The following is an 18,922-nucleotide window of genomic DNA, read 5'->3' on the forward strand; positions in this document are numbered from 1 at the left end:
GGAGGCGTCGCCTAGTCCGGTCTATGGCGCCGCACTGCTAATGCGGTTTGGGCCTTAAAGCCCATCGAGGGTTCAAATCCCTCCGCCTCCGCGCTCGATCACGAAGCCCCGGTCCACAGGACCGGGGCTTCGTCGTTCGACGGCTCACTGCCGACTACCGCTTTCAGAGGCATTTCCGCAGCTCACAAGGGGTGCGGCCAATGGATTTCACATGGCGGCGCCGGTCATGTAATGTTCTTCCTGTCGCCGCGAGCGGGCCGGAAGGGCCGGGAGCGGCGAAAAAAGAAAACAAAACAAGCACTCGTAGCTTAACGGATAGAGCATCTGACTACGGATCAGAAGGTTGCAGGTTCGAATCCTGCCGAGTGCACACAGGTCAAAGGCCCCTTGGGATCATCCCAAGGGGCCTTTGACATCAACCGCTGACATCAACGCGGCCAGAAACGCCGGTCACCCCTCGATGTCCGGCCCTTGCGCGCCGTCGGATTCCTCCCCCGACTCGTCCATTCCGAGGGCGTCATCCATCCGGTCGGCGGCGGCCTTGAGCGTCGTGCTCATCACGTGCGCGTAGGTGTCGAGCGTCATCGTGATCGTGCTGTGCCCGAGCGTCTCCATGATCGTGCGAGCGTCCACGCCCTGCGCGAGCAGGAGTGAGGCGCACGTGTGTCGGAGGTCGTGCACGCGCACGCGCCGTACGCCGGCGTCCCGGCACAGGATGGTGAGCATCCGGTTCAGGCTGCGGGGGTCCGTGACGCGGCCGGTCGTCGTCGTGAAGATCAGCCCGTCCGGGTGCCCCGGGGTAGGCTGCCACTTCTTCCCCGCGACGATGCGTTCCCGCTCCTGCTGGGCTCGGTGCTGCGTGAGTGCCCGCATGCAGTGCTTCGGGAGGGACACCGTGCGAATGGAGCGCATGGTCTTGGGACTGCCGAAGATCAGCTCACGCCGGATGCGCTGTACGTTCCGACGGACACGGAGTTGACCGTTCGTGAGGTCGACGTCCGCCCAGGTGAGGGCGAGCGCCTCGCCCCGCCGGAGGCCCGTCGACACGAGCAACAGCCACAGGGCGTAAAGGCGGTGGGAACGGGCGGTCTTGAGCATGAGGCGGGCTTCGGCGGCGTCCAGCGGACGCACCTCCTTGCGGGTGACGGTGGGGGTTTCCACGATCCGTGCGACGTTCCGGGCGATCAGCTCCTCCCGGATTGCCTGTTGAAGCGAGGACCGAAGGACGGCGTGGATGTACTGGACGGTTCGGGCTGACGGGCGACGCTTGCAGCAGCGGCCCACGGCGCAGCACGAACGCTTGTCCTCGGGGCGCTCCTGGTCCGCACCGCGCAGGCAGCAGAGGCAGGAGTCCTTGAACTCCGCCAGGAACCGGCGCACGTCCGCCGGCGACAACCGGTTCAGCCGCTTCTTGCCCAGGGCGGGGCGGATGTACAGGCGGGTCAGACCCTCGTAGCTGTTCAGGGTGGACGGCTTGAGCCGTGCCGGTGCGATGGTGGCGAGCCAGTAGGTCAGGTAGTCGCCGAACGCCATGGTCGACTCAGCGGCCGGGATGCCGTGGCGGGTCTTCTCCTGCAACTCCGTGAGCTTGTCGGCGACTTCCTTGCGGGTCTTGCCGTAGACGAACTTCCGGGTGCGGGTCCCGTCGGGGCGGTAGACGTAGGCGGCGGCGTGATACCGGCCGTCCGCGCGCTTGCTGATCGTTCCCTCGCCGTTGGCGCGCTTGGCCATCAGTCGTTCTCCTCAATGCGGTTCCGCATGTACTGGCGTACGGAGTCGACCGGGATGCGGCGGGCGCGTCCGGCCGTGAAGCTTTCGAGCTGTTTCGATCGAATGAGGTCGTAGACCTTGCTGCGGCTGAGGCGCAGGGCGGTCATGACTTCGGGGACCTTGAGCGCCTCGGGGCTCGGGGGCATGGCGGTGGTCATGCAGGGGTCTCCCTGGGGTGAGGAGAGGCGAGTCGGGGCGTGGTTGGCGTGACAATGTCGTGGGTCGCGGACCATCGCGGACCACCCCTGCTGACCTGCGGTTTTGCAGGGGGTGGTGTGCGGACCATCGCGGACCACCCGCGGAGGCGTGGTCCGCGGTGGTCGCGTTTCCGGGACTGATGAATGCGCAGGTCAGGCAGGGTGGTCCGCGATGGTCCGCGACCCGGCGGAATGTCGGCGGTGCTCTACTCGGGGGCGTCCGGCGAGGCGCGCAGGGTGAGTCCCGTGTAGGTGCGGACGCGGGTGCCAGCGTCGCGGGGGCGGGTGAGGGTGAGTTGCGGGACGACAGAGAGCAGGTTGCGGCCGAAGATCTGCTTCGTGCCGGAGCGGACGCCGTTGTCCTCGGCCCACTCGCGCCAGACGGCCCACAGGTTGTCCACGGGAACGCTGCATGTGGGGCCGGTGGTGCAGCGTTCGCGGATGAACGCGCTGGTGGGGGATGCGGTGTCGCGCATGGTGGTGACCGCGTCGCGGCTGGAGGCGGGTTCCGTGAGCCGACCGGTGCGCTGGAGTCGGGCGAGCCCTTCCAGTGCCCAGTTGAGGATGCCGGGCATCTCGGCGGTGAGGCGGTCGGTGAGAGTGGGGTCTTCCTTGCCAAGCCACGACACCCGCATGCTGAGCAGGATGAATCGGTTGGCGATGACGCCGGATGAGTCGCCGAAGTGCGGTAGCTCGTTGGACAGGATCATCAGCCGTGAGGGCAGCTTGCCGGTCCACTGCTCGCGGTACTTGCGGTCGACGTCGATCGTGTCGTCACCCGAGATGGTCAACAGCCGCTCTACTACCTGGGTGTTGTCGTTGCCGGACAGTCGGGCGTCGGAGATGACCGCCAGCGACTTGCCGACCAGGGTGGACAGGCCGAAGTTCGTGCCGAGTCCGGCCAGCGTGGGCCCGGCGAGGTTCTCCTTGCCGACCAGCGCTTTCAGCACCCGCGCGATGGTGCCCTTGCCCGACCGTGAGGGACCCACGATGAGCAGGATCTTCTGTAGATCGGTGCGGCCGGACAGGACGTAGCCGAACCACTCCTGTAGGGCGGTGATGGCGTCGGTGTCGTCGGGCCAGATCTGGGACAGAAAGTGTTCCCATTCCGGCGCCGTGGCGGAGGGGTCGTAGGCGAACGGGACGGACACGAGGTTGAAGAAGCCGGGGGTGTGCGGCAGCAGGGCGCGGTCACGGATCCTGAGCAGGCCGTTGTCACACGCCACGATCGGCCCGCCGTCCTGCTCGCTCGCGTCGGCGCCGTCGAGCCACGCGGGCGCGTCGGTGTCGGTCGGTAGCAGGGTGATGGCTCCGAGAGCGTCGAGCAGGTTGCTGATCTTCGGTTTCGTGGGTGCCCAGTTGCGTTCTTCGGTCTCACCGTCCTTGACGGGTACCTGGTAGACGGCGTGCTCCAGACGCTCGTACATGGCCTTGCGCACCTGGGCTTCGTCGATCTCGCGCCAGCAGGTTCCGTTCCAGCGCATCCAGGACGCGCGCCAGCGCCGGTACATGAGCTGTCCGTCCTCGGTCTGCCAGTCGGGCAGCAGACGGCGGGCGACGGCCATGGGGTGGGACGGCGCGGGGAGTTCCTCGGTCTCGGGGGTGGGATGCTCCGTCATGCGGCGTCCCTCCCTTCCTGGGGGTTGCGGAGCGGGCACTTCTCGCGGTGGTCGGTGTGGTCGGCGATCAGGGCCAGGACGCGGGTACGGCCGAACGCCCGGCGGTCCCATCCGCACTCGCACCGCGACGACGCGGACGGGGTGGCCCCGTATGGCGCGCAGATGTGCAGCCACGCGATGGGGTAAAGCCCGTCGCCACGGCGCGAGTCAGAACCAAGAGCAGAAATGACGCCCTTGCGGGCGGCGACCTTCGGAACGCCCACGGACGGCCGTGGCGGGCCCTGCACGGCGCCCTGAGGATCGTTTGCGGGGTTCTGTATTGGTTTGTTCATGCTGCCCGCCCCGAGGGCGTCTGGAGGCCGTTGGTGACCGCGCGGCGGGCGTACGGCTCCGGGACGCCTACGGAGACGGCGGCGGCCACGATCTGTTCCCCGAGGGCTTCCAGGGCGCAGGGTCCGGGGCAGGCGGTGTGCTGGATGGCGAGGAACCGCGCGGCGCCGAACGCCTGTGATCCGGCACCGGATTCGGTCCGGGCGCGTACGAGAGTCAGGCCGCGTTCCAGGCCGGTTCGTACGAAGCGCTCGGTGTGCCGGCATCCGGTGGCGATGCTGCGGTCCCACGGGGTGCTGGGGGAAGACACCACCTCTGCGCGGGCGGGGGTGGTGTCTTCCTTCACGACCAGGGCGCGCACGGCCTCAGGCAGCTCGCTCACGCGGCCGGTGCCGTGGCCCAGCCAACGGGCGTACTGCATGTGCGACTTGACGTCGACTCCGGGCCGGACGGCGTTCGCCGACCGCGTGACGCCCTGGTAGATCCAGTGTTCGCCCCGTGTCGTCGGCACGGTCCTGGTGGCGGGCAGGGTTTCGCGCGCCCATGCGACGGCCGCCGCGTTGTCGAGGTCGACCACGGTCAGCCCGGCGCCGCCGGGGTGGTAGGCGACGGCGGCGGCCCGGCGCCACGCGAATGCCCACAGTGGGGAGGTGAGGGTATGGGGATCGGTAGTGGCGGCGGCCCATGCGTGGCAGACGTCGGTGCAGGTGCAGGGACCGGTGCTCTTCATGTTCGGCCGTCCGCCGCACGCATTGCCGGTGCAGTCGGGGCAGTTGCCGAACGGCACCTTCCCCGCCCGCAGCGGCAGTACGGGCACGGCGTGCGCGGCCAGCATGAGCGCGGTGTCCAGCAAGCCGGGCCTGCGGCCGGGCGCACGCCGGATGGGGGTCGGTTGAGTCATGCTGGGAGACCTCCACAGGTCAGTCAGTGGCAGGTAGACAAGGGCGGCCCCGCGTTCTTTGGCGAGAGGTGGGGGCCGCCCTTGGCGTAGCTACTGGTCGTGCAGGCGGGCGTACTGCTGGCGGACGTAGGCGCGCGGGTCGCAGATCACGCCCGGCTGGTCGATGTCCAGCAGGTACACGGCTGCCGCGAACGCGGTGTCGGTGGCGTCGCCGTCCGTGCCAGCGGGCTCGTCAAGCAGGGCAATGCGGTCGAGCAGGGCGGCCTTGCGCAGGTAGAACTCGCGGTCCAGCTCGGTGAAGCACTCGGCCGTGGCAAGGGTGCATGCCGTCCAGCCGATCTCGCTGTTGATGCTGGGGGCGCTCGCGTACGCCTGCTCAGGAGTCGGCCAGTCCTTCGGGGCGGGGTGATGGTCAGCGGCCAGGTAGAGGCGCGTGCGCTTGCCGTCACGGGTCGGGTACCGGCGCGCGTCGCCGATGGCGAAGGCAGTGGTCAGTGCGGCGGTGACGCGGTCGGCGTCGGCGGGGTCGCAGATGACGCGGATTTCGAACACGGTTCTCCCGTCGGGTGGCTAGCTCTTGGGGCGGGTGAGGCGGAAGGTGATGCCGCCGACGCCGATGGGTCCGGCGGCGGTGGCGATGACGGTGACGGCGTGGGCGGCGGCGTCGAGCAGCGTGCACAGCGCTACGACCAGGCCCCAGGTTCCGAACGCGGCGGCACCGGCCACGCCGAACGCGAGCAGGACGCGGCGCCACGGGATGCCGTCGCTGTCGGCGGCCTGGACGACGATGACGACCGAGGCGCCGGTGGCTTCGGCGCGTCGCCAGTCGTCGGCGGGGATGTGCGGGGCGAGGTTCCCCGGCGGGTCGCGGTGCGACATGCGGAATCCCTTCTCATGGCGGTTCAGGGAGGCGGAGAGACCCCCTTGCAGGGGCGTCGTGGAGGGGGTTTCAGGGGGCTGACCTGGGGTGCCTCCCTGACTCCCTGAGTGATCATTCGTGCAGGTCAGGGCCAGGGAGGCGGGTCAGGGAGGCGTTCAGGGAGTTCTCCCTGCCTCCCTGACCCGGGCGGGGGCGGCTCCCTGTCATCCGGCGTCGGAAGCGGAACCGTCTCCGTCGCGGTTGGCGAGGGCGCGGGCGACGCGGTCGCGGCCGACGACCATGCGGCCGTCGGACTTGTACGGCTCGGCGCCGGCGTCCTCCAGGACGCGCTTGAGGTCGCCGGGTGTCCATGTGCCGTAGGCGTCCGCGTTCAGCGCCGTGAGCCGCTTGAGGACGTCGGCGGTCAGGACGCGGGAGGCGTCCCCGAGCACCCCGTGGATGTCGGCGAGCGGGTCGCGGTCCTCACCGCGCTCGATGACGTGCAGGGTGGTGACGCCGTCGCGCATGGCCTTGGCGCGGTCGGTGATGGCCTCGGCTCCGTCGTCGTCGATGTAGTGCGTGCGCACGGTGATGGATGCCTGCCCCGCGGGGATGGCGATGCCGTCGGAGGCGACGACCAGCGTTCCCCTGTCCAGGCCGGGACGCAGCAGGTTCGGCGCGGCGCCGCCGTCAACCGCCTTGTCTCCGAGCGCCATGCGGGCCTGCGACTCCGTGCCCAGCGCGAGCGAGGCACGGGTGTGCGCCCCTTCGCGGACGAGCTTGGGGAGGTTCTGGTCGGTGGGGTCCTGGGTGCCCTGCCACATCAGGACGTTCACCGCACGCCCCTGGTTGTGGATCTTGCGGACGGCCATGAAGTACCGGGAGTTGGACTTCGAGCCGCCATAGGGGCGCTTGTCCTCGTCCTTGAGCGGGCACATGAACGCCACCTGTGCCTCGTCGACCAGCACGATCAGCGGCGGGAACTGCGTTCCAGGCGGGGCCATCAGGCGGCGGTTCATCTCGTCGACCGCACCCTCCACCATCTCGGTCACCTGGATCACGTGCTCATCCGTCGGGCCCTGGATCAGGGTGGTGGCGAGCCCGTCGAACATGGCCCAGTCGCCCACGCCCTTGAGGTCGCCCATGAGGAACTGCACCGACTTGTCCAGCGACAGCCACAGGGCCAGCGAGCGCAGGGCGACGGTCTTGCCCTGGTTCGACAGACCTGTGATGAGAAGGTGGCGCTGATACAGGCTGATCGCGGCGGCATCCCCGCGCAGGTCCTGACCCCAGGGGGCGCGGCCCTTGGCGTAATCGGCGGTCATCGCGTCGTCGATGACCAGCGGGGACGGGCCGATCGGCTCGTCCAGCGCACCCGAGTCGGCCACCCACAACCGCACCGTCCGCGCGGCCTGCGGGATCGTGATGAACACCTCGTGCTCGTGCCGGGTGAGGTTCTCCGCGAGCTTGCGGCGGCGCTGCTGCACTTCGTTCGTCGACACCCCAGACGGGAGCGTGACGTCGACCTCGACGCCGCATCCGGCGATCCGGATGGGGCCGAGCATGGAGGCGCCGGCGTCGCCCATCTCCTTGATGGCGTTGCGCATCGCTGGGATGCCCAGGTCCCGCAGGGCCTTGACGACGATCGAGGGAGTGATGGGTTCACCATCGCCGGAGCGGATGTTGGCGGGCATGGCCCACTGGGGTGCGGCCTTCTGATGGGCGCCGATGGACCAGACGGCGAGCAGGGCGAACAGCGGCCCGAGGGTGATGGCGTAGGGCCACACCACCTGCACGATGGTGATGAGCAGACCGATGAACTTGATCACCGCCATGAGCGGTGTGACCACGTCGGTGAAGTCCTCGTTCGCGATGGCCAGAGCCACCCCGAGCGCGACCAGGGTGCCGATGCCCAGACCGGTGCCGACCAGGGCGCCCTTGGCGACGTCCACGGGCGAGGTGAGCAGGTCCATGCGGCGGCGGTGCCGGGCGTCGCGGAAGTGCTGCAAGCGCTCCTCCCACTCACCGGCCAGTTCCATGTTCCCCGCGGCTTCCGCCGCGCGCAGGAAGCGCTCGTAACGGGCTCCGGTGCGGCCGTCCCAGGTGCGGCGGGCCACGATCCGGCTCCCGCCCCACACGTAGAGGGAGTGGCGGGCGACGGCGCGGGCGGCGGTCGTGGTGCGCTCGTCGGTGACCACGCGCTTGACGGCGCGGCCGGAGCTCACCCACAGCGGGACGGGCGGCGTCGCCGGGGCGTCCGGCACCACGGTCAGCGTGGTCACCGACGCGCCGTCGGTGGGAGGTTCGGGGGTCTTGTGGAGGTGAACGACGTTCTCGCTCATGCTGGAAGTTCTCCTGACTGCCCTTGCTAGGGGCGGGAGTTGAGGGAGGTGCTGGGGTGACCCGGGTCCGTGGCAGGGCAGGGCCACCCCAGCGGATTGAGCAGGTGAAGGGCGGGAGTCGGGCTAGGCGGCGGCGCCGTAGCCGAGCTGCTTGTGGAGGTACTCGTGGCCGTAGGCCTCGGCCTCTTCCTGCCGCATCAGCCGCTCGTGCTCGCGGGCGTCGCGGCGGGATTGACGCTCGATGCCGAGTCCGTCGCGCACCGCCCGCTGGTAGCGCTCGGGGACGTCCTTGCGGCTGAACTGCATGGCGTGCACCAGCTCGTGCACGATGATCAGGCCGAACTCCGCCGGGCTGGTGGCCTTGTGTGCGTTGACCAGGATCAGCGCACTGCCGTCGGGGCGGGGGATGGCGCGGGCGTGGCTGGTGCGGGCGATCTGCTTGGCCCACCGTTCCGCGCGCTTCTTCGCGCTGCGGTCGGTGCTGCCCGCAAGGGCGAGGTCGGCGGCGGCGCCCTGCTCGGCCATGCCGCGTTCGTTGGTCAGGATGACCTCAACGTCCGGCATCCGGCCGGGCACCGCCCGGTTGACCAGGCGCACGGCGTGCTCGGTCATGCGCTTGGCGGTGCGCAGGGTGGCACCGTAGCCGGGTAACTGGTGCGTACTGACGGTGATCTTCACACGGGTCTCCGTCTCACAAAGCCGCAGGTCACGCGGCGCAGTCATGGGGGTAGGCGCAGGGCACGCACATGCCGAGCGATGCGGGGATGACGTATCCGGCATCGCGCCGGCAGGCCGGGCAGCGGCGGCGCGCGGCGTTGGCCTTGGCCAGGGCCGCCCACCGCGCCGGGGTCATCGGCCGCACGGGCTTGGCCAGGTCGATCCGGTAGAGATAGGCGATCAGCGGGCCCCGCCGTCGGCGCGGCCGTTCGAGCTGGGCCGCCACGCCCTGACCACCGGGGCGCAGGCCCCGTGCGCGCAGTTGGCGGCGGGTGGCGTAACCGTCCGGGGCGAGGTGCCACCGGAACACCGGCAGCGCGCCCATCAGCCGGTCGGGGCAGTAGCCCGCTCAGCGAGCAGGGCATCGCGGAGATTGCGCGCGTTGGCGGGCGAGGTGCGGATCGCGCGGCGGATGCCCTCCGCGGTCACCTTCGCATCCGGCCAATCGGCCGTCGTCTTGCGTGCTTCATCGAGCAACTGATCCGGGGTGCGCTTCGGTCGGGGAGATCGAGCCGCCTCGGGAAGTCGACCGGTCGCCCGTCGCGGCGGCGTCGACTCCGCCGGAACCGTCCGCCGCAGCGCAGCATCGATCGGGGCGGAGATCGCGGGCAGGGGCTTGAGCGGAGGAATCGACTTGCCCAGGTCGACCGCGACCGGATCCGGCACAGAAAGTCGAGTCAGCGTCACGACCGGGGCAGGCGTCGATTCCCGCAGCTCAGCCATAGACCGTTTCATTGCGGTCTCGGTGGATTCCTCCGCATTCGCGACCGGGGCGGGATCGAGGGCGGCTGGGGTGACGAACATCGACGCGAGCGCGGCATCCGCACCGGCCGTGACCCGATCACGCTGCACCTCCAACAGCCTCGATCCCAGCGCCACATCGCCGACACCGACCTTGCGGGCCAGACGCCAGGACTTGCGCTCTGACCACTTCTTGATCCAGCCGCTCGGATGCTGGGTGGCGCGGGCGCGGTGGTAGGCGAGCGCCTGCACCAGATCGGCTGTACGGCGCTCGTGCTCCGCATCGCGGCCGTCGGTATGGACGACGATTCGCCGGGCGAGGAACGCCATGCCCTCCGCGGAGACGGACATGCCCATCGGTGTCAGGGCGTAGATGACGGTGCGACCCGCATCAGGCGCGGCCATGGCGCCCATGACAGCGGCAGCAGCAGGTAGTGCCCACAACCCAGCGCGCACGATGCGCGGGGAGGACTGGCCCAGCATGGTCAAACCGAGCAGGACCAGAGCGAGCACCGCCGTAGCGCCCTCACCGGCCGCGAGCGCACCCAGCGCCGTGCCCTTGCCGTAAGCATGGCCGATGTTGCTGTAGGTGCCGATACCGCCGAACACGCCCGTGGCGAGCATCGGCACGAACGCGGCCGCCAGTACCCAGATCTGAACGCGTGTCAGCTTGGTGGTGGTCATCGGGTGCCTCCGAGCGTGAGCAGGGCGGCGAGGATGAGCAGGGCGCCGCCGGTCAGGGTGAGGTCGACCGCGCGGCGCAGAGAGGTGAACTTGGCGACCGCGAGCCGGGACAGCCCGGCGATGTCGGCGGCCAGGTCGGTGGAGACGGCGGCGGTGATCTCCTCGGCCGTGAGGGTGGCCCACAGCGGGAAGCCGTGCCGGCCGCGCAGGTTCGGCCGCGTCGAGCGCAGCAGCAGGCCGGCCGCTCCGACCAGCAGCGCCACACCGGCCCCGCCCACCAGGTAGGCGGGAAGGTTCAGGGGCAAGTCGCGGGCGATGGTCCAGGTGCCGGCGAGCACCGCGCCGACGAACGCCAGCAACAGGCCCGTCTTGGTGTCGGTGCGCGCGATCTCCGCCTTCACCTCAGCGTGCGCGGCCGTCAGGCTCCGAGTGCTGGTGCTCATGCGGCACCCCCCGCCAGCGTCACGCCGGAAGTGCGGTTGGCCAGGTCGCGGCGCTCGGCCAGCACCCGGCGGTGTGCGCGGCGGATGCGGCGGGCGTCCAGCTCGGTCGGCGTGCGGTCAAGGGTGGTGATCTGCGCGTCCAGCAGGTCGACCTCCGCCAGGATGACGGGCAACTCCTGCTCGATCGCGTCCAACTCCGCATCCGTCGGCTCGACGAAGTCGGCGAACGCGGTAACAGCGCCCTGAACAGTGACGATGTGTTCCATTGGGTCGTGGTCCTCTCACAGGTGAACGGCCCGAACAGAGCCCCCGGTGTTCCCGCACCGGGGGCTCACGCCGTTGAAGTCGGGTTCTCCGGCTCCCCTCGGCCTTGCTCGTACGAGACGAGCAAGGGAGGCAACCGGCCCGCAGCTCTTGAGCGGCGGAAAGGTCGGGTTGCGCTGTACTCGCACGTGGGGGCAGAACCCACGCGCGCCGCCCTCTTGCTTGCAGAGGTGGGGCGGTTCCCTCAGCACGCTGTTGAGTTGTCAAGGAACTGCCAGCAAGGGGCCCACCCCTGGAGGCGAGCTATCCCGAACCGGTACGGCCCGAAGGCAGCCCAAAGAAGCCCCTTCCGGCTCGCTGTCCTAGGACTGCGAGCGGCCTGAGAAGACGATGGCATGCAGTCCTAGGACTGTCAACAGTCCTAGGACTGTGGTTCACTGGTTCGCGTCGAGAGGAGTTCTGCGTGGCACCGAAGTGGCGCGAGCTGGCGGACAGGCTCGCGGAGCAGATCAAGAGCGGTGAGTACCCGCCTGGCGCCCAGTTGCCCCAGATCAGAGAGCTAGTTGAGGCCGGGGAAGGCTCGAAGGCCACCGTCCATCAGGCTTACAAGGCACTGGAGGCCGAAGGGCTCGTGACGTCGACGCGCGGACACGGCACCGTGGTGCGTCCGCGCGCTCCGCTCAAGCGGCTGGGCATCGCTCGGTACGACAAGGCGAAGTGGCGCGACGGCGACGAAGTCGCGTTCATCGCCGACCGTGTCGCATCCGGTCGCGCGTACAAGCGGAACGAGCAGACGCAGACCGTGAGTCGCGTCCAGGCGGACAGCCTCGTAGCGGAGGGGCTTGGTGTCCCAGTCGGCTCGGAGGTGTACGCACGAGCCCGCCTCGTGAAGGAGGGGACGCAGCCGACTCACACTCTGACCAGCTACTACAGGCCGGAGCACGTCGAGGGGACACGCATCGTCGACCCCACCCCGGGCCCTGCCGGCCGTGGCGGCGGATTCCGAGTCCTCTACGACGCCGGATACGAGATCGACCACATGCGAGAGGCCCTGTTCGCCCGCGTCCCGACAACGGACGAAGTGCAGCTCCTACAGCTCCCCGCCGGTGAGCCCGTAGTCGAGCTGCACCGGACCACGTACACGGCAGATGGCACGGTGGTTGAGTTCGCGGTTGGCCTCCATGCAGCTTCCCGCTTCGCGTGGGAGTACGACTTCAAGGTTCCCGACTCGGCACAGGACAGGAAGGAGCAGGAATGATCTCGGCACAGGCATGGGCGGATGCTCGACTCCTGTGGGACTACCACTTCATGCACCACGAGCCACGGCCGTGTTCGGTGGCCGTAGGGCTGGGCAGTCACGACCTTGGCGTGGCTGACGTGACAGCCGAGCTGTACCACCAGGGCATGGCGCCGGTCATCGTCTTCACGGGGGCCACCAGCCCTACGACCCGGGCGCGCATGCCGCGTGGTGAGGCTGTCCACTACCGAGATCGGGCGTTGCAGCTAGGAGTGCCCGATTCCGCAGTACTCCTGGAACCGCGTGCCACGAACACGGGCGAGAACATCGAGTTCACGAAAGCGGTGTTGGCGGAGGCCGACGTCAAGGTCTCGTCCGTCCTGCTCGTGAGCAAGCCGTACGAAGAGCGGCGCTCGTACGCCATGATGCGGAAGAAGTGGCCCGAGGTCGAAGTGGTGTGCGCGTCCACATCGATGGGCCTGGAGGAGTACGCCGACTCCATCGGGGACGCTCGCATGGTGATCGACATGATCGCGGGCGCCCTGCAACGAGTGCTCGTTTTCCCGAGGTTGGGTCTGGCCATCGAGCAGGATGTCCCGGACACCGTCGTAGCCGCCTGGGAGCGGCTGTGCCTCGAAGGCTTCACTAGCCGACTCATGCCGGCGGATGTTGCCCCGCGCCCGACAGGGGCGGCTACCAGGAGCCCGAAGCCAGAAGTCTGACGATCGTCCCCACCCGCCTTGAGGAAAACCCCTCAGTATAAGGGGTGGCACTGACAACGCCAGGTGATCGAGAATTTCGATTCTTCAGATCGCGCGAAAAACCTTCAGTATAAGGGGCGGCACTGACAATGCCAGGTGTTCATCAAACCCTAGGTGAAACCGGTGCGCGGGTGTGAGTTGAGTCACCAGATCGAAAAGATAAAAGCGCAGGTCAGTGCATTACTGAATGGTCAGTTTGGGCGCTGAGGCGTTCATTTACCCCGGCAGATTGCTTGGAAGATTGGCATTGGGGTGGGGCGGTGACGGTGACGGTCTGTCATGCTGCTGAGGCAACTCCCGCTCAGCGCTGGCGAGTCAGTGCGGGGCGTTAGGGTTGCAGCCATCAGAAAACGACTGAGGTGCCCGTCCTCCCGCCAAGAAGTTGGGGCACCTCACCGATGAACCAAGGAGATCGATGAACGAAGCCGAGGCTCGGAATGCGCTCCACCTAAGCGGAGGCATGCTGCCTCGTACTGTCGCACACGGCAGTGGCAGCCGCAACCGTGATTTGATCTTGCTCGGAGTTATTCTGAGCTGCGTGATCAACGGCGACACCGTGTCCGCGATATTGCGACAGGCGACGTGGCTGGTGGTAGCCCTGATCGTTCTGATCGTCATTCAGATCTGGGATGGTCGGCGAAGGGGTCTACTCCCTGACGTATGGCGTTCTTCGTGGCTGTACGTCACCGAGGCGCCGATACCGAGGCCTATTCGCTCAGGCCTCATGGTTCGCCAGCCTTACTAGCCGGCCGGACAGCAGCGTGGGTAAGCCAGGTCGAGGCGAGCCCACGCTGCACGCGTGACATCAGTAGGTGAAATCAACATGTTCGTGCATCAGCGCACGAAGGGCCTATCGACCAACGCCTGCTCCGCCTCCTATCCTCTGCTGTCCGCAAGGTCACGACGCGGCAGCAGGAGGCATGAGCACCTGTGAGCTGATCCGGCTCTCCCGGTAGTGGCAGCAGGATATTCCCTCGCGAGGGAGACTCAGAGAGTCGGTCTGTGAGTTGCGCCACAACCCTACGACGGATTGATCATCGCTCCCACAATCGTGGCGTGCGAAGGACGGCCGAGTTCGTCTCTTAAGGCACTACAGCCGAATAGTAAGCCGATGGCAACGGGGTTGCACGGTGTAGGTACACGTAGGCATACCCACCTGCATTAACCCGTTCGCGGTGCGCAATCTGGTTGCATGGGTGTACTGTTCCGCGCCTGACGGGCATGGCATAGCAATGCTGTTGCAGCTGAAGTTCTGCAAACTTCTATTTGCAAATTAGGGGTTCTTGCTCGCGAGGGATACTGATGCGCGCCCCCCTTGTTATGCGTCACCCTGTTGCCTCCAGATAGCGGTGTACGCCCCCGTCGCCGTAGGAAGTGAGCGGGGGCGTACACCATGACTCCAGAGGGAGCCTTTATGAGTGTCGCGCACTGCTCACCGTCATCGTCAAGCCACCCCACAGTTCACTGGGGCGTCCTCGTCATCATCGTGATCATTGCGGCCTCCTGGCAGGACGCCGCAAAGGCGCTTGAAGCTGTAGTCGGTGCTGTTGCTGCCCTGAGCTGGTGGGCGTATCGCGGCCACATGCCTGCGGTGCAGTAGCTCAGCGGTCTGACTGTCCCACCTAGACTCGCTGGGTAAAGCCGCAGTTCGGGAGCTGATGTCTGACATCAGTGTCTGACATCAACAGAGGCGTACAACTGCGCACGCTGGAACACCTGCGAGGGGCGGGGAAGTCAACAGGGACCAGTAGACGAGCGGTCATTGAGGATGGTGCACGCGCCTACGGATCAGAAGGTTGCAGGTTCGAATCCTGCCGAGTGCACACAGGTGAGAGGCCCCGGAGAGATCCGGGGCCTCTTGCGTTTCGGATCGTGGTGGGAAAACGTGTCGCCGTCGGCTGCGGCAAGCCCGTACCGTCGTCCGAATGAAGCTGCTCTCTGTCAATGTGGGCAAGCCCCGGCCCAACCCCTGGAAGGGGCTCGGGTCGACTGGCATCGACAAGCGGCCCGTGGACGGGGCGGTCGCCGTCGGTGCTCCCGGGCCCAAGGGCACCGGTGCGGTGGGGCTCGCGGGGGACCGGGTCTACGACGTACGGAACCATGGTGGTGACGACCAGGCCGTGTACGCCTATGCCCGTGAGGACCTCGACGGGTGGCAGGCCGAGTTGGGGCGGCCCCTGGCCAACGGTGTCTTCGGTGAGAACCTCACGACCCTCGGGGTGGATGTCAACGGCGCGCTGATCGGGGAGCGCTGGCGTATCGGGGCCGGCGTGGTGCTGGAGGTGTCGTGCCCGCGGATCCCGTGCGGGACGTTCCAGGGGTGGCTGGAGCAGGACGGCTGGATCAAGCGGTTCACGGTGGCCGCCCTGCCGGGGACGTATCTGCGGGTGATCGAGCCCGGCGACATCAGGGCCGGCGATCCGGTGGAGATCGTCCATCGGCCTGATCACGACGTGACGGTCGCCGTCGCGTTCCGCGCGCTGACCCGCGAAGCGGACCTGCTCCCGCGGCTGACGGCCGTCGAGGCACTGCCGGAGGAGATCAGGGAGATCGCTGAGCGGCGTACAGCCGGATAGGCAACGGCAGCCCGGACCGGCCCGGCCCGGGTCGGTCCGGCCTTGCCTGCCACTCCCCCAACGACTCCTCTACAACTCCCCGTCCCCGAACCCCAGCCCGTCCAAGTCCCCGTCGAAGTGCTCCCCCAATCCCGCCATCCCGAGGAACATCCCCTCCAGCGGCCCGTCCCCCGACTCCCCCCGCACCGCCTGTTCCGTCCAGATGCACTTCCCGGTCGGCGTGTACCGCGTCCCCCACCGCTGCGACAGCGCCGTGACCAGCTGCAGCCCCCGGCCTCCCTCGTCCGTCTCCGTGGCCCGGCGGATGCGCGGCATCGTCAGGCTGCCGTCGAAGACCTCGCAGATCAGGTCGGCGCCGTGCAGGAGGCGCAGGCGTAGGGGGCCTCTGGCGTGGCGGATGACGTTGCCGACCAGTTCGCTCGCCAGCAGTTCGGTCGTGGGGGTGAGGGCGTCGAGGCCCCAGGCCGACAGCTGGTCGCGGATCAGGGCGCGGGCCTGGCCCGCCGCTCTGGGGTCGTCGGGGAGGGGCCAGGAGGCCATGCGGGAGGTGGGCAGTGCGTGCAGGCGGGCGAGGAGGAAGGCCGCGTCGTCGGCCGCTTGGTGGTCGGCGGGGAGGAGGGCGGCCGTGATCCGTTCGCAGAGGTGTTCCAGGTCCTTGGCCGTGCCGTCCTTGTGGGAGGTGGCGAGGACGTCGGCGAGCGCCGCCATGCCCTCGTCCATCTCACGCTTCGACGACTCCACCAGTCCGTCCGTGTAGAGGACGAGCACGCTGCCCTCGGGGACCTGTATCTCGGTTGTCTCGAAGGGGGGTTCCGCCGCGCCGAGAGGGGGATCGGCCGACAGGGGCGGGAACACCACCGTGCCGTCGGGGTGGAGCAGGGCGGGGGGTGGGTGGCCCGCCCTCGCTATGGAGCAGCTCCGTGTCGTGGAGTCGTACAACGCGTACAGACACGTCACGTACGACTCCTCGCCCATGGCTCCGACGATGTCGTTGAGGTGGCTCATGATCTCGTCGGGCGGCAGTTCGAGGTCGGCCAGGGTGTGGACCGCCGTGCGCAGCCGGCCCATCGTCGCCGCCTCGGGGAGGCCGTGGCCCATGACGTCGCCCACGACCAGCGCCACCTGGCCGCCGGAGAGCGGGATGATGTCGTACCAGTCGCCGCCGACGTCCATGCCCTGGCCGGCCGGGAGGTAGCGGGCCGCGGCCGTGCAGGCGGGGAGGGCGGGCAGGTCGCGGGGGAGCAGGCTGCGCTGGAGTTCGCGGGACCGGGTGTGTTCGGCGTCGAAGAGGCGGGCGCGTTCCAGGGCCTGGGCGACCAGGGCGCTGGTCGCGGTCAGGAGGGTGCGCTCCTCGTCGGTGAGGCGGCGCGGGTGGTCGAAGGTGACCGCGCAGATGCCGAAGGTGTGGCCCGAGGCCGTGAGGGGGAGCAGCGCCCAGGCCTGCTTGCCGGCGCGGGCGGGCAGGTCGGCGTCGCCGGGGTAGCGCGCGATGAACTCCTGCCGGGAGGACATGAACAGCGGCGCGCCGGCCAGTATCGCGTCCCACAGAGGGCTGGGTTCCGTACGCTCGCGGCCGTCGAGGGCGGCGATGACGTCGGTCGGGTAGCCGACGGATCCGACGGTGTGTAGCCGGTCGCCCTCCACGGCCTGCACCACCAGGCCGGTCGCCTCGAACGGCGGCAGCACCCTGCGGGCGACCGCGTCCACCACGTCCTTCGAGGTCGTCGCCTTGGCGAGCGCGGCCGTCAACTCCGCTATCCGCGCGGCCCGTTCGGACGCGGCCCGCTCGGCGGACCGGCGCTCCTCCTCGAGGCGGCGCTTCTCGGTGACGTCGGTGAAGTAGATCGTGCGGCCGTCGGGGCCGGGGACCAGCCGCAGGTGGCACAGCCGGCCGTTGGGCAGTCGTACGTCGAAGCTGACCGACTTCTCCGCGGTGGCGGCCTGCCGGCAGCGGATCTCCAGGCCGGGCACCTGCTCGGCGGCGGGCAGGTCCCACAGCAGGCGGCCGAACAGCTCCTCCTCGGAGTAGCCGAGGGTGCGTTCGGCCTCCACGTTGGCGAAGGTGATCCGCCAGTCGTCGTCCATCGCGAGGAAGCCGTCGCTCATGTGGCGCAGGGCCCGGCCGAGCGCGTCCCGGGCGGAGCGTGGCTCGTCGCTGTCCCAGCCCACGCCGATCATCCGGTGCGGCTCGCCGCTCTCGTCGTACGTCGCCCTGCCGCGGGCCTGGGTCCAGCCCCAGGTGCCGTCGAGTTTGCGCACCCGGTACTCGGCCTCGAAGACGCCGCCGTCGACGATCGCCCGGTCCGCCGCGGCCAGGGTCGGTGCCAGGTCGTCGGGGTGGACGCAGCGCATCCAGCACTCCACCTTGCCGGTGAAGTCCTGCGGCCGGGTGCCGTAGAGCTCCAGGGCGGCCTCGTCCCAGATCAGGTCGCCGGTGCGGATGTTCCAGTCCCAGGAGCCGACGCTGACCTCCTTCAGGGCCTGGCGCAGGCGCCGCCCGCTGTTCTGCTCCGGCAGTACGGGCCCGATGGGCGGCGGTGCCTGGACCATCCGGTCCTCGGCCCAGGCGATGAGAGCGCGCAGGAACTCCCAGTGCTCGGGGGTCGGTTCGCCCCCGTCGCCCATCAGGACGCTGAGGGCGCCGGTGCTGCGGTGGCCGCTGCGCATCGGCAGCGCGGCCAGGCCGGTGCCGGGCCAGGTGGCGTCCGGGGTGTCGACGGTCCCGACGGTCCCGGGCGGGCTCAGCGGGACCCAGACGCCGCTGTCCTCGTGCAGCGCGCGGGCCGGGGCCAGCGGGCCCTCCTGGTCGATGATCTCCCAGCGGCGGGTGAGGGCGGGCGGAAGTCCGGTCGTCGACACCAGGCGCAGCGCGGACATCGGGCCACGCAGATGGATCATGCCGCCGAGCGCGCCCAGCTCGCCCACCGCGTGCTGCAGGGCCAGCCGGAAGACCTCGCTTTCCGCGACACCGGGGGCCACCGTGCCGAGCAGTGCCAGCCGAGCGTTCATGCTGCGGACTTTACCGTTCCGGACTCAACCAATTCGGTGCTTCGCAAGATCCTTACGCCGCCCACCCCGCCGCCCGACAGGCCGTCAACAGCCAATGGTTGACGTGGAGTTGACGTCCACGACTTACGACCTCGTGCATGGTTGGCCGTGGCACGTCGAGGTCTACGGCACTGACGGTGTTCACCCTCGAAAGCTGCGGGAGAGGCTGGCGGATTGTTGGTGTGAGAGCAGTCCGGCGACGGCTTGGACGATGTCACTCATGTGCTCGCGGCGGCCAAGGTGACGGGCGAGAGCCCGCCAGTTCTTCAGATGCGCGATGCCGTGCTCGACGCGGATGCGCCGTGATGAGTGCGCCTTGCGTTGCTGCTCGTGCCTCTCCTCGTACCAGGCGGGAGCGTTCTTCTTGAACTTGCGGTGTGGCGCAGTCACCACCCGTCCGCCGGTCTGTGCTCCCATGCCCTGATAGCCGGCA

The 18,922-nt window shown here is 68.8% G+C and carries 17 protein-coding genes and 2 tRNA genes; 5 read left to right on the forward strand and 14 right to left on the reverse strand.

The features are described from left to right. Both BLU79_RS23055 and BLU79_RS23060 read left to right on the forward strand, forming a co-directional pair. A tRNA-Ser gene (locus tag BLU79_RS23055) sits at positions 1–91 on the forward strand. Positions 92–297: 206 nt separating this feature from the next. Then, a tRNA-Arg gene (locus BLU79_RS23060) sits at positions 298–370 on the forward strand. Between the two features lie 80 nt (positions 371–450). Here the strand turns inward: BLU79_RS23060 and BLU79_RS23065 are convergent. The 12 genes from BLU79_RS23065 to BLU79_RS23125 form a co-directional block, all read right to left on the reverse strand. Further along, positions 451–1,731 (reverse strand): tyrosine-type recombinase/integrase, encoded by a 1,281-nt coding sequence (locus BLU79_RS23065; protein WP_093907738.1) that lies wholly within the window; start codon positions 1,729–1,731, stop codon positions 451–453. Continuing rightward, the gene (locus BLU79_RS23070) at positions 1,731–1,928 is read right to left on the reverse strand and encodes a helix-turn-helix domain-containing protein (protein ID WP_093907739.1); all 198 of its coding nucleotides are present in this window, start codon (positions 1,926–1,928) and stop codon (positions 1,731–1,733) included. Before BLU79_RS23070 ends, BLU79_RS23065 begins: the two co-directional genes overlap by 1 nt. 245 nt (positions 1,929–2,173) lie before the next feature. Further along, complete coding sequence (locus BLU79_RS23075) at positions 2,174–3,586, reverse strand: DNA primase family protein (RefSeq protein WP_256333427.1); 1,413 nt, start codon at positions 3,584–3,586, stop codon at positions 2,174–2,176. A gap of 328 nt (positions 3,587–3,914) precedes the next feature. Next, positions 3,915–4,817 (reverse strand): bifunctional DNA primase/polymerase, encoded by a 903-nt coding sequence (locus BLU79_RS23085; protein ID WP_093907740.1) that lies wholly within the window; start codon positions 4,815–4,817, stop codon positions 3,915–3,917. A 90-nt stretch (positions 4,818–4,907) separates the two neighbouring features. Further along, complete coding sequence (locus BLU79_RS23090; protein WP_093907741.1) at positions 4,908–5,369, reverse strand: hypothetical protein; 462 nt, start codon at positions 5,367–5,369, stop codon at positions 4,908–4,910. Positions 5,370–5,387: 18 nt separating this feature from the next. Continuing rightward, on the reverse strand, positions 5,388–5,696 hold the full coding sequence (locus tag BLU79_RS23095; protein WP_093907742.1) for a hypothetical protein: 309 nt from the start codon (positions 5,694–5,696) through the stop codon (positions 5,388–5,390). Positions 5,697–5,900: 204 nt separating this feature from the next. Next, entirely contained in the window at positions 5,901–8,018 is a 2,118-nt protein-coding gene (locus BLU79_RS23100; RefSeq protein WP_093907743.1) for an FtsK/SpoIIIE domain-containing protein, read from the reverse strand. A 123-nt stretch (positions 8,019–8,141) separates the two neighbouring features. Next, positions 8,142–8,696, reverse strand: coding sequence for a hypothetical protein (locus tag BLU79_RS23105; RefSeq protein WP_093907744.1), 555 nt, complete (start codon positions 8,694–8,696; stop codon positions 8,142–8,144). A gap of 28 nt (positions 8,697–8,724) precedes the next feature. Then, the gene (locus BLU79_RS23110) at positions 8,725–9,060 is read right to left on the reverse strand and encodes an RRQRL motif-containing zinc-binding protein (RefSeq protein WP_093907745.1); all 336 of its coding nucleotides are present in this window, start codon (positions 9,058–9,060) and stop codon (positions 8,725–8,727) included. Beyond that, complete coding sequence (locus BLU79_RS23115; RefSeq protein ID WP_093907746.1) at positions 9,060–10,160, reverse strand: conjugal transfer protein; 1,101 nt, start codon at positions 10,158–10,160, stop codon at positions 9,060–9,062. The genes BLU79_RS23110 and BLU79_RS23115 overlap by 1 nt, the downstream gene beginning before the upstream one ends. Next, entirely contained in the window at positions 10,157–10,603 is a 447-nt protein-coding gene (locus BLU79_RS23120; protein WP_093907747.1) for a Pycsar system effector family protein, read from the reverse strand. The genes BLU79_RS23115 and BLU79_RS23120 overlap by 4 nt, the downstream gene beginning before the upstream one ends. Next, the gene (locus tag BLU79_RS23125) at positions 10,600–10,869 is read right to left on the reverse strand and encodes a DUF6284 family protein (protein WP_093907748.1); all 270 of its coding nucleotides are present in this window, start codon (positions 10,867–10,869) and stop codon (positions 10,600–10,602) included. Before BLU79_RS23125 ends, BLU79_RS23120 begins: the two co-directional genes overlap by 4 nt. A 461-nt stretch (positions 10,870–11,330) precedes the next feature. Here BLU79_RS23125 and BLU79_RS23130 point away from each other — a divergent pair, with 461 nt between their 5' ends. From BLU79_RS23130 to BLU79_RS23145, 3 genes are all read left to right on the forward strand, one after another. Then, entirely contained in the window at positions 11,331–12,125 is a 795-nt protein-coding gene (locus tag BLU79_RS23130) for a GntR family transcriptional regulator (protein ID WP_093907749.1), read from the forward strand. After that, a complete protein-coding gene (locus BLU79_RS23135) occupies positions 12,122–12,826 on the forward strand; it encodes a YdcF family protein (protein WP_093907750.1) in 705 nt (234 codons plus the stop codon). The genes BLU79_RS23130 and BLU79_RS23135 overlap by 4 nt, the downstream gene beginning before the upstream one ends. 1,964 nt (positions 12,827–14,790) lie before the next feature. Beyond that, complete coding sequence (locus tag BLU79_RS23145; RefSeq protein ID WP_093907751.1) at positions 14,791–15,441, forward strand: MOSC domain-containing protein; 651 nt, start codon at positions 14,791–14,793, stop codon at positions 15,439–15,441. A 69-nt stretch (positions 15,442–15,510) separates the two neighbouring features. Here the strand turns inward: BLU79_RS23145 and BLU79_RS23150 are convergent, their stop codons facing one another. Together BLU79_RS23150 and BLU79_RS23155 are read right to left on the reverse strand one after the other, a co-directional pair. Then, the gene (locus BLU79_RS23150) at positions 15,511–18,450 is read right to left on the reverse strand and encodes a SpoIIE family protein phosphatase (protein WP_093907752.1); all 2,940 of its coding nucleotides are present in this window, start codon (positions 18,448–18,450) and stop codon (positions 15,511–15,513) included. Between the two features lie 180 nt (positions 18,451–18,630). Beyond that, the coding region (locus tag BLU79_RS23155) for a transposase family protein (protein WP_093907794.1) at positions 18,631–18,922 on the reverse strand (292 nt) is incomplete at its 5' end.

The sequence above is a fragment of the Streptomyces sp. cf386 genome (genome assembly GCF_900103585.1).
Lineage (GTDB): Bacteria > Actinomycetota > Actinomycetes > Streptomycetales > Streptomycetaceae > Streptomyces.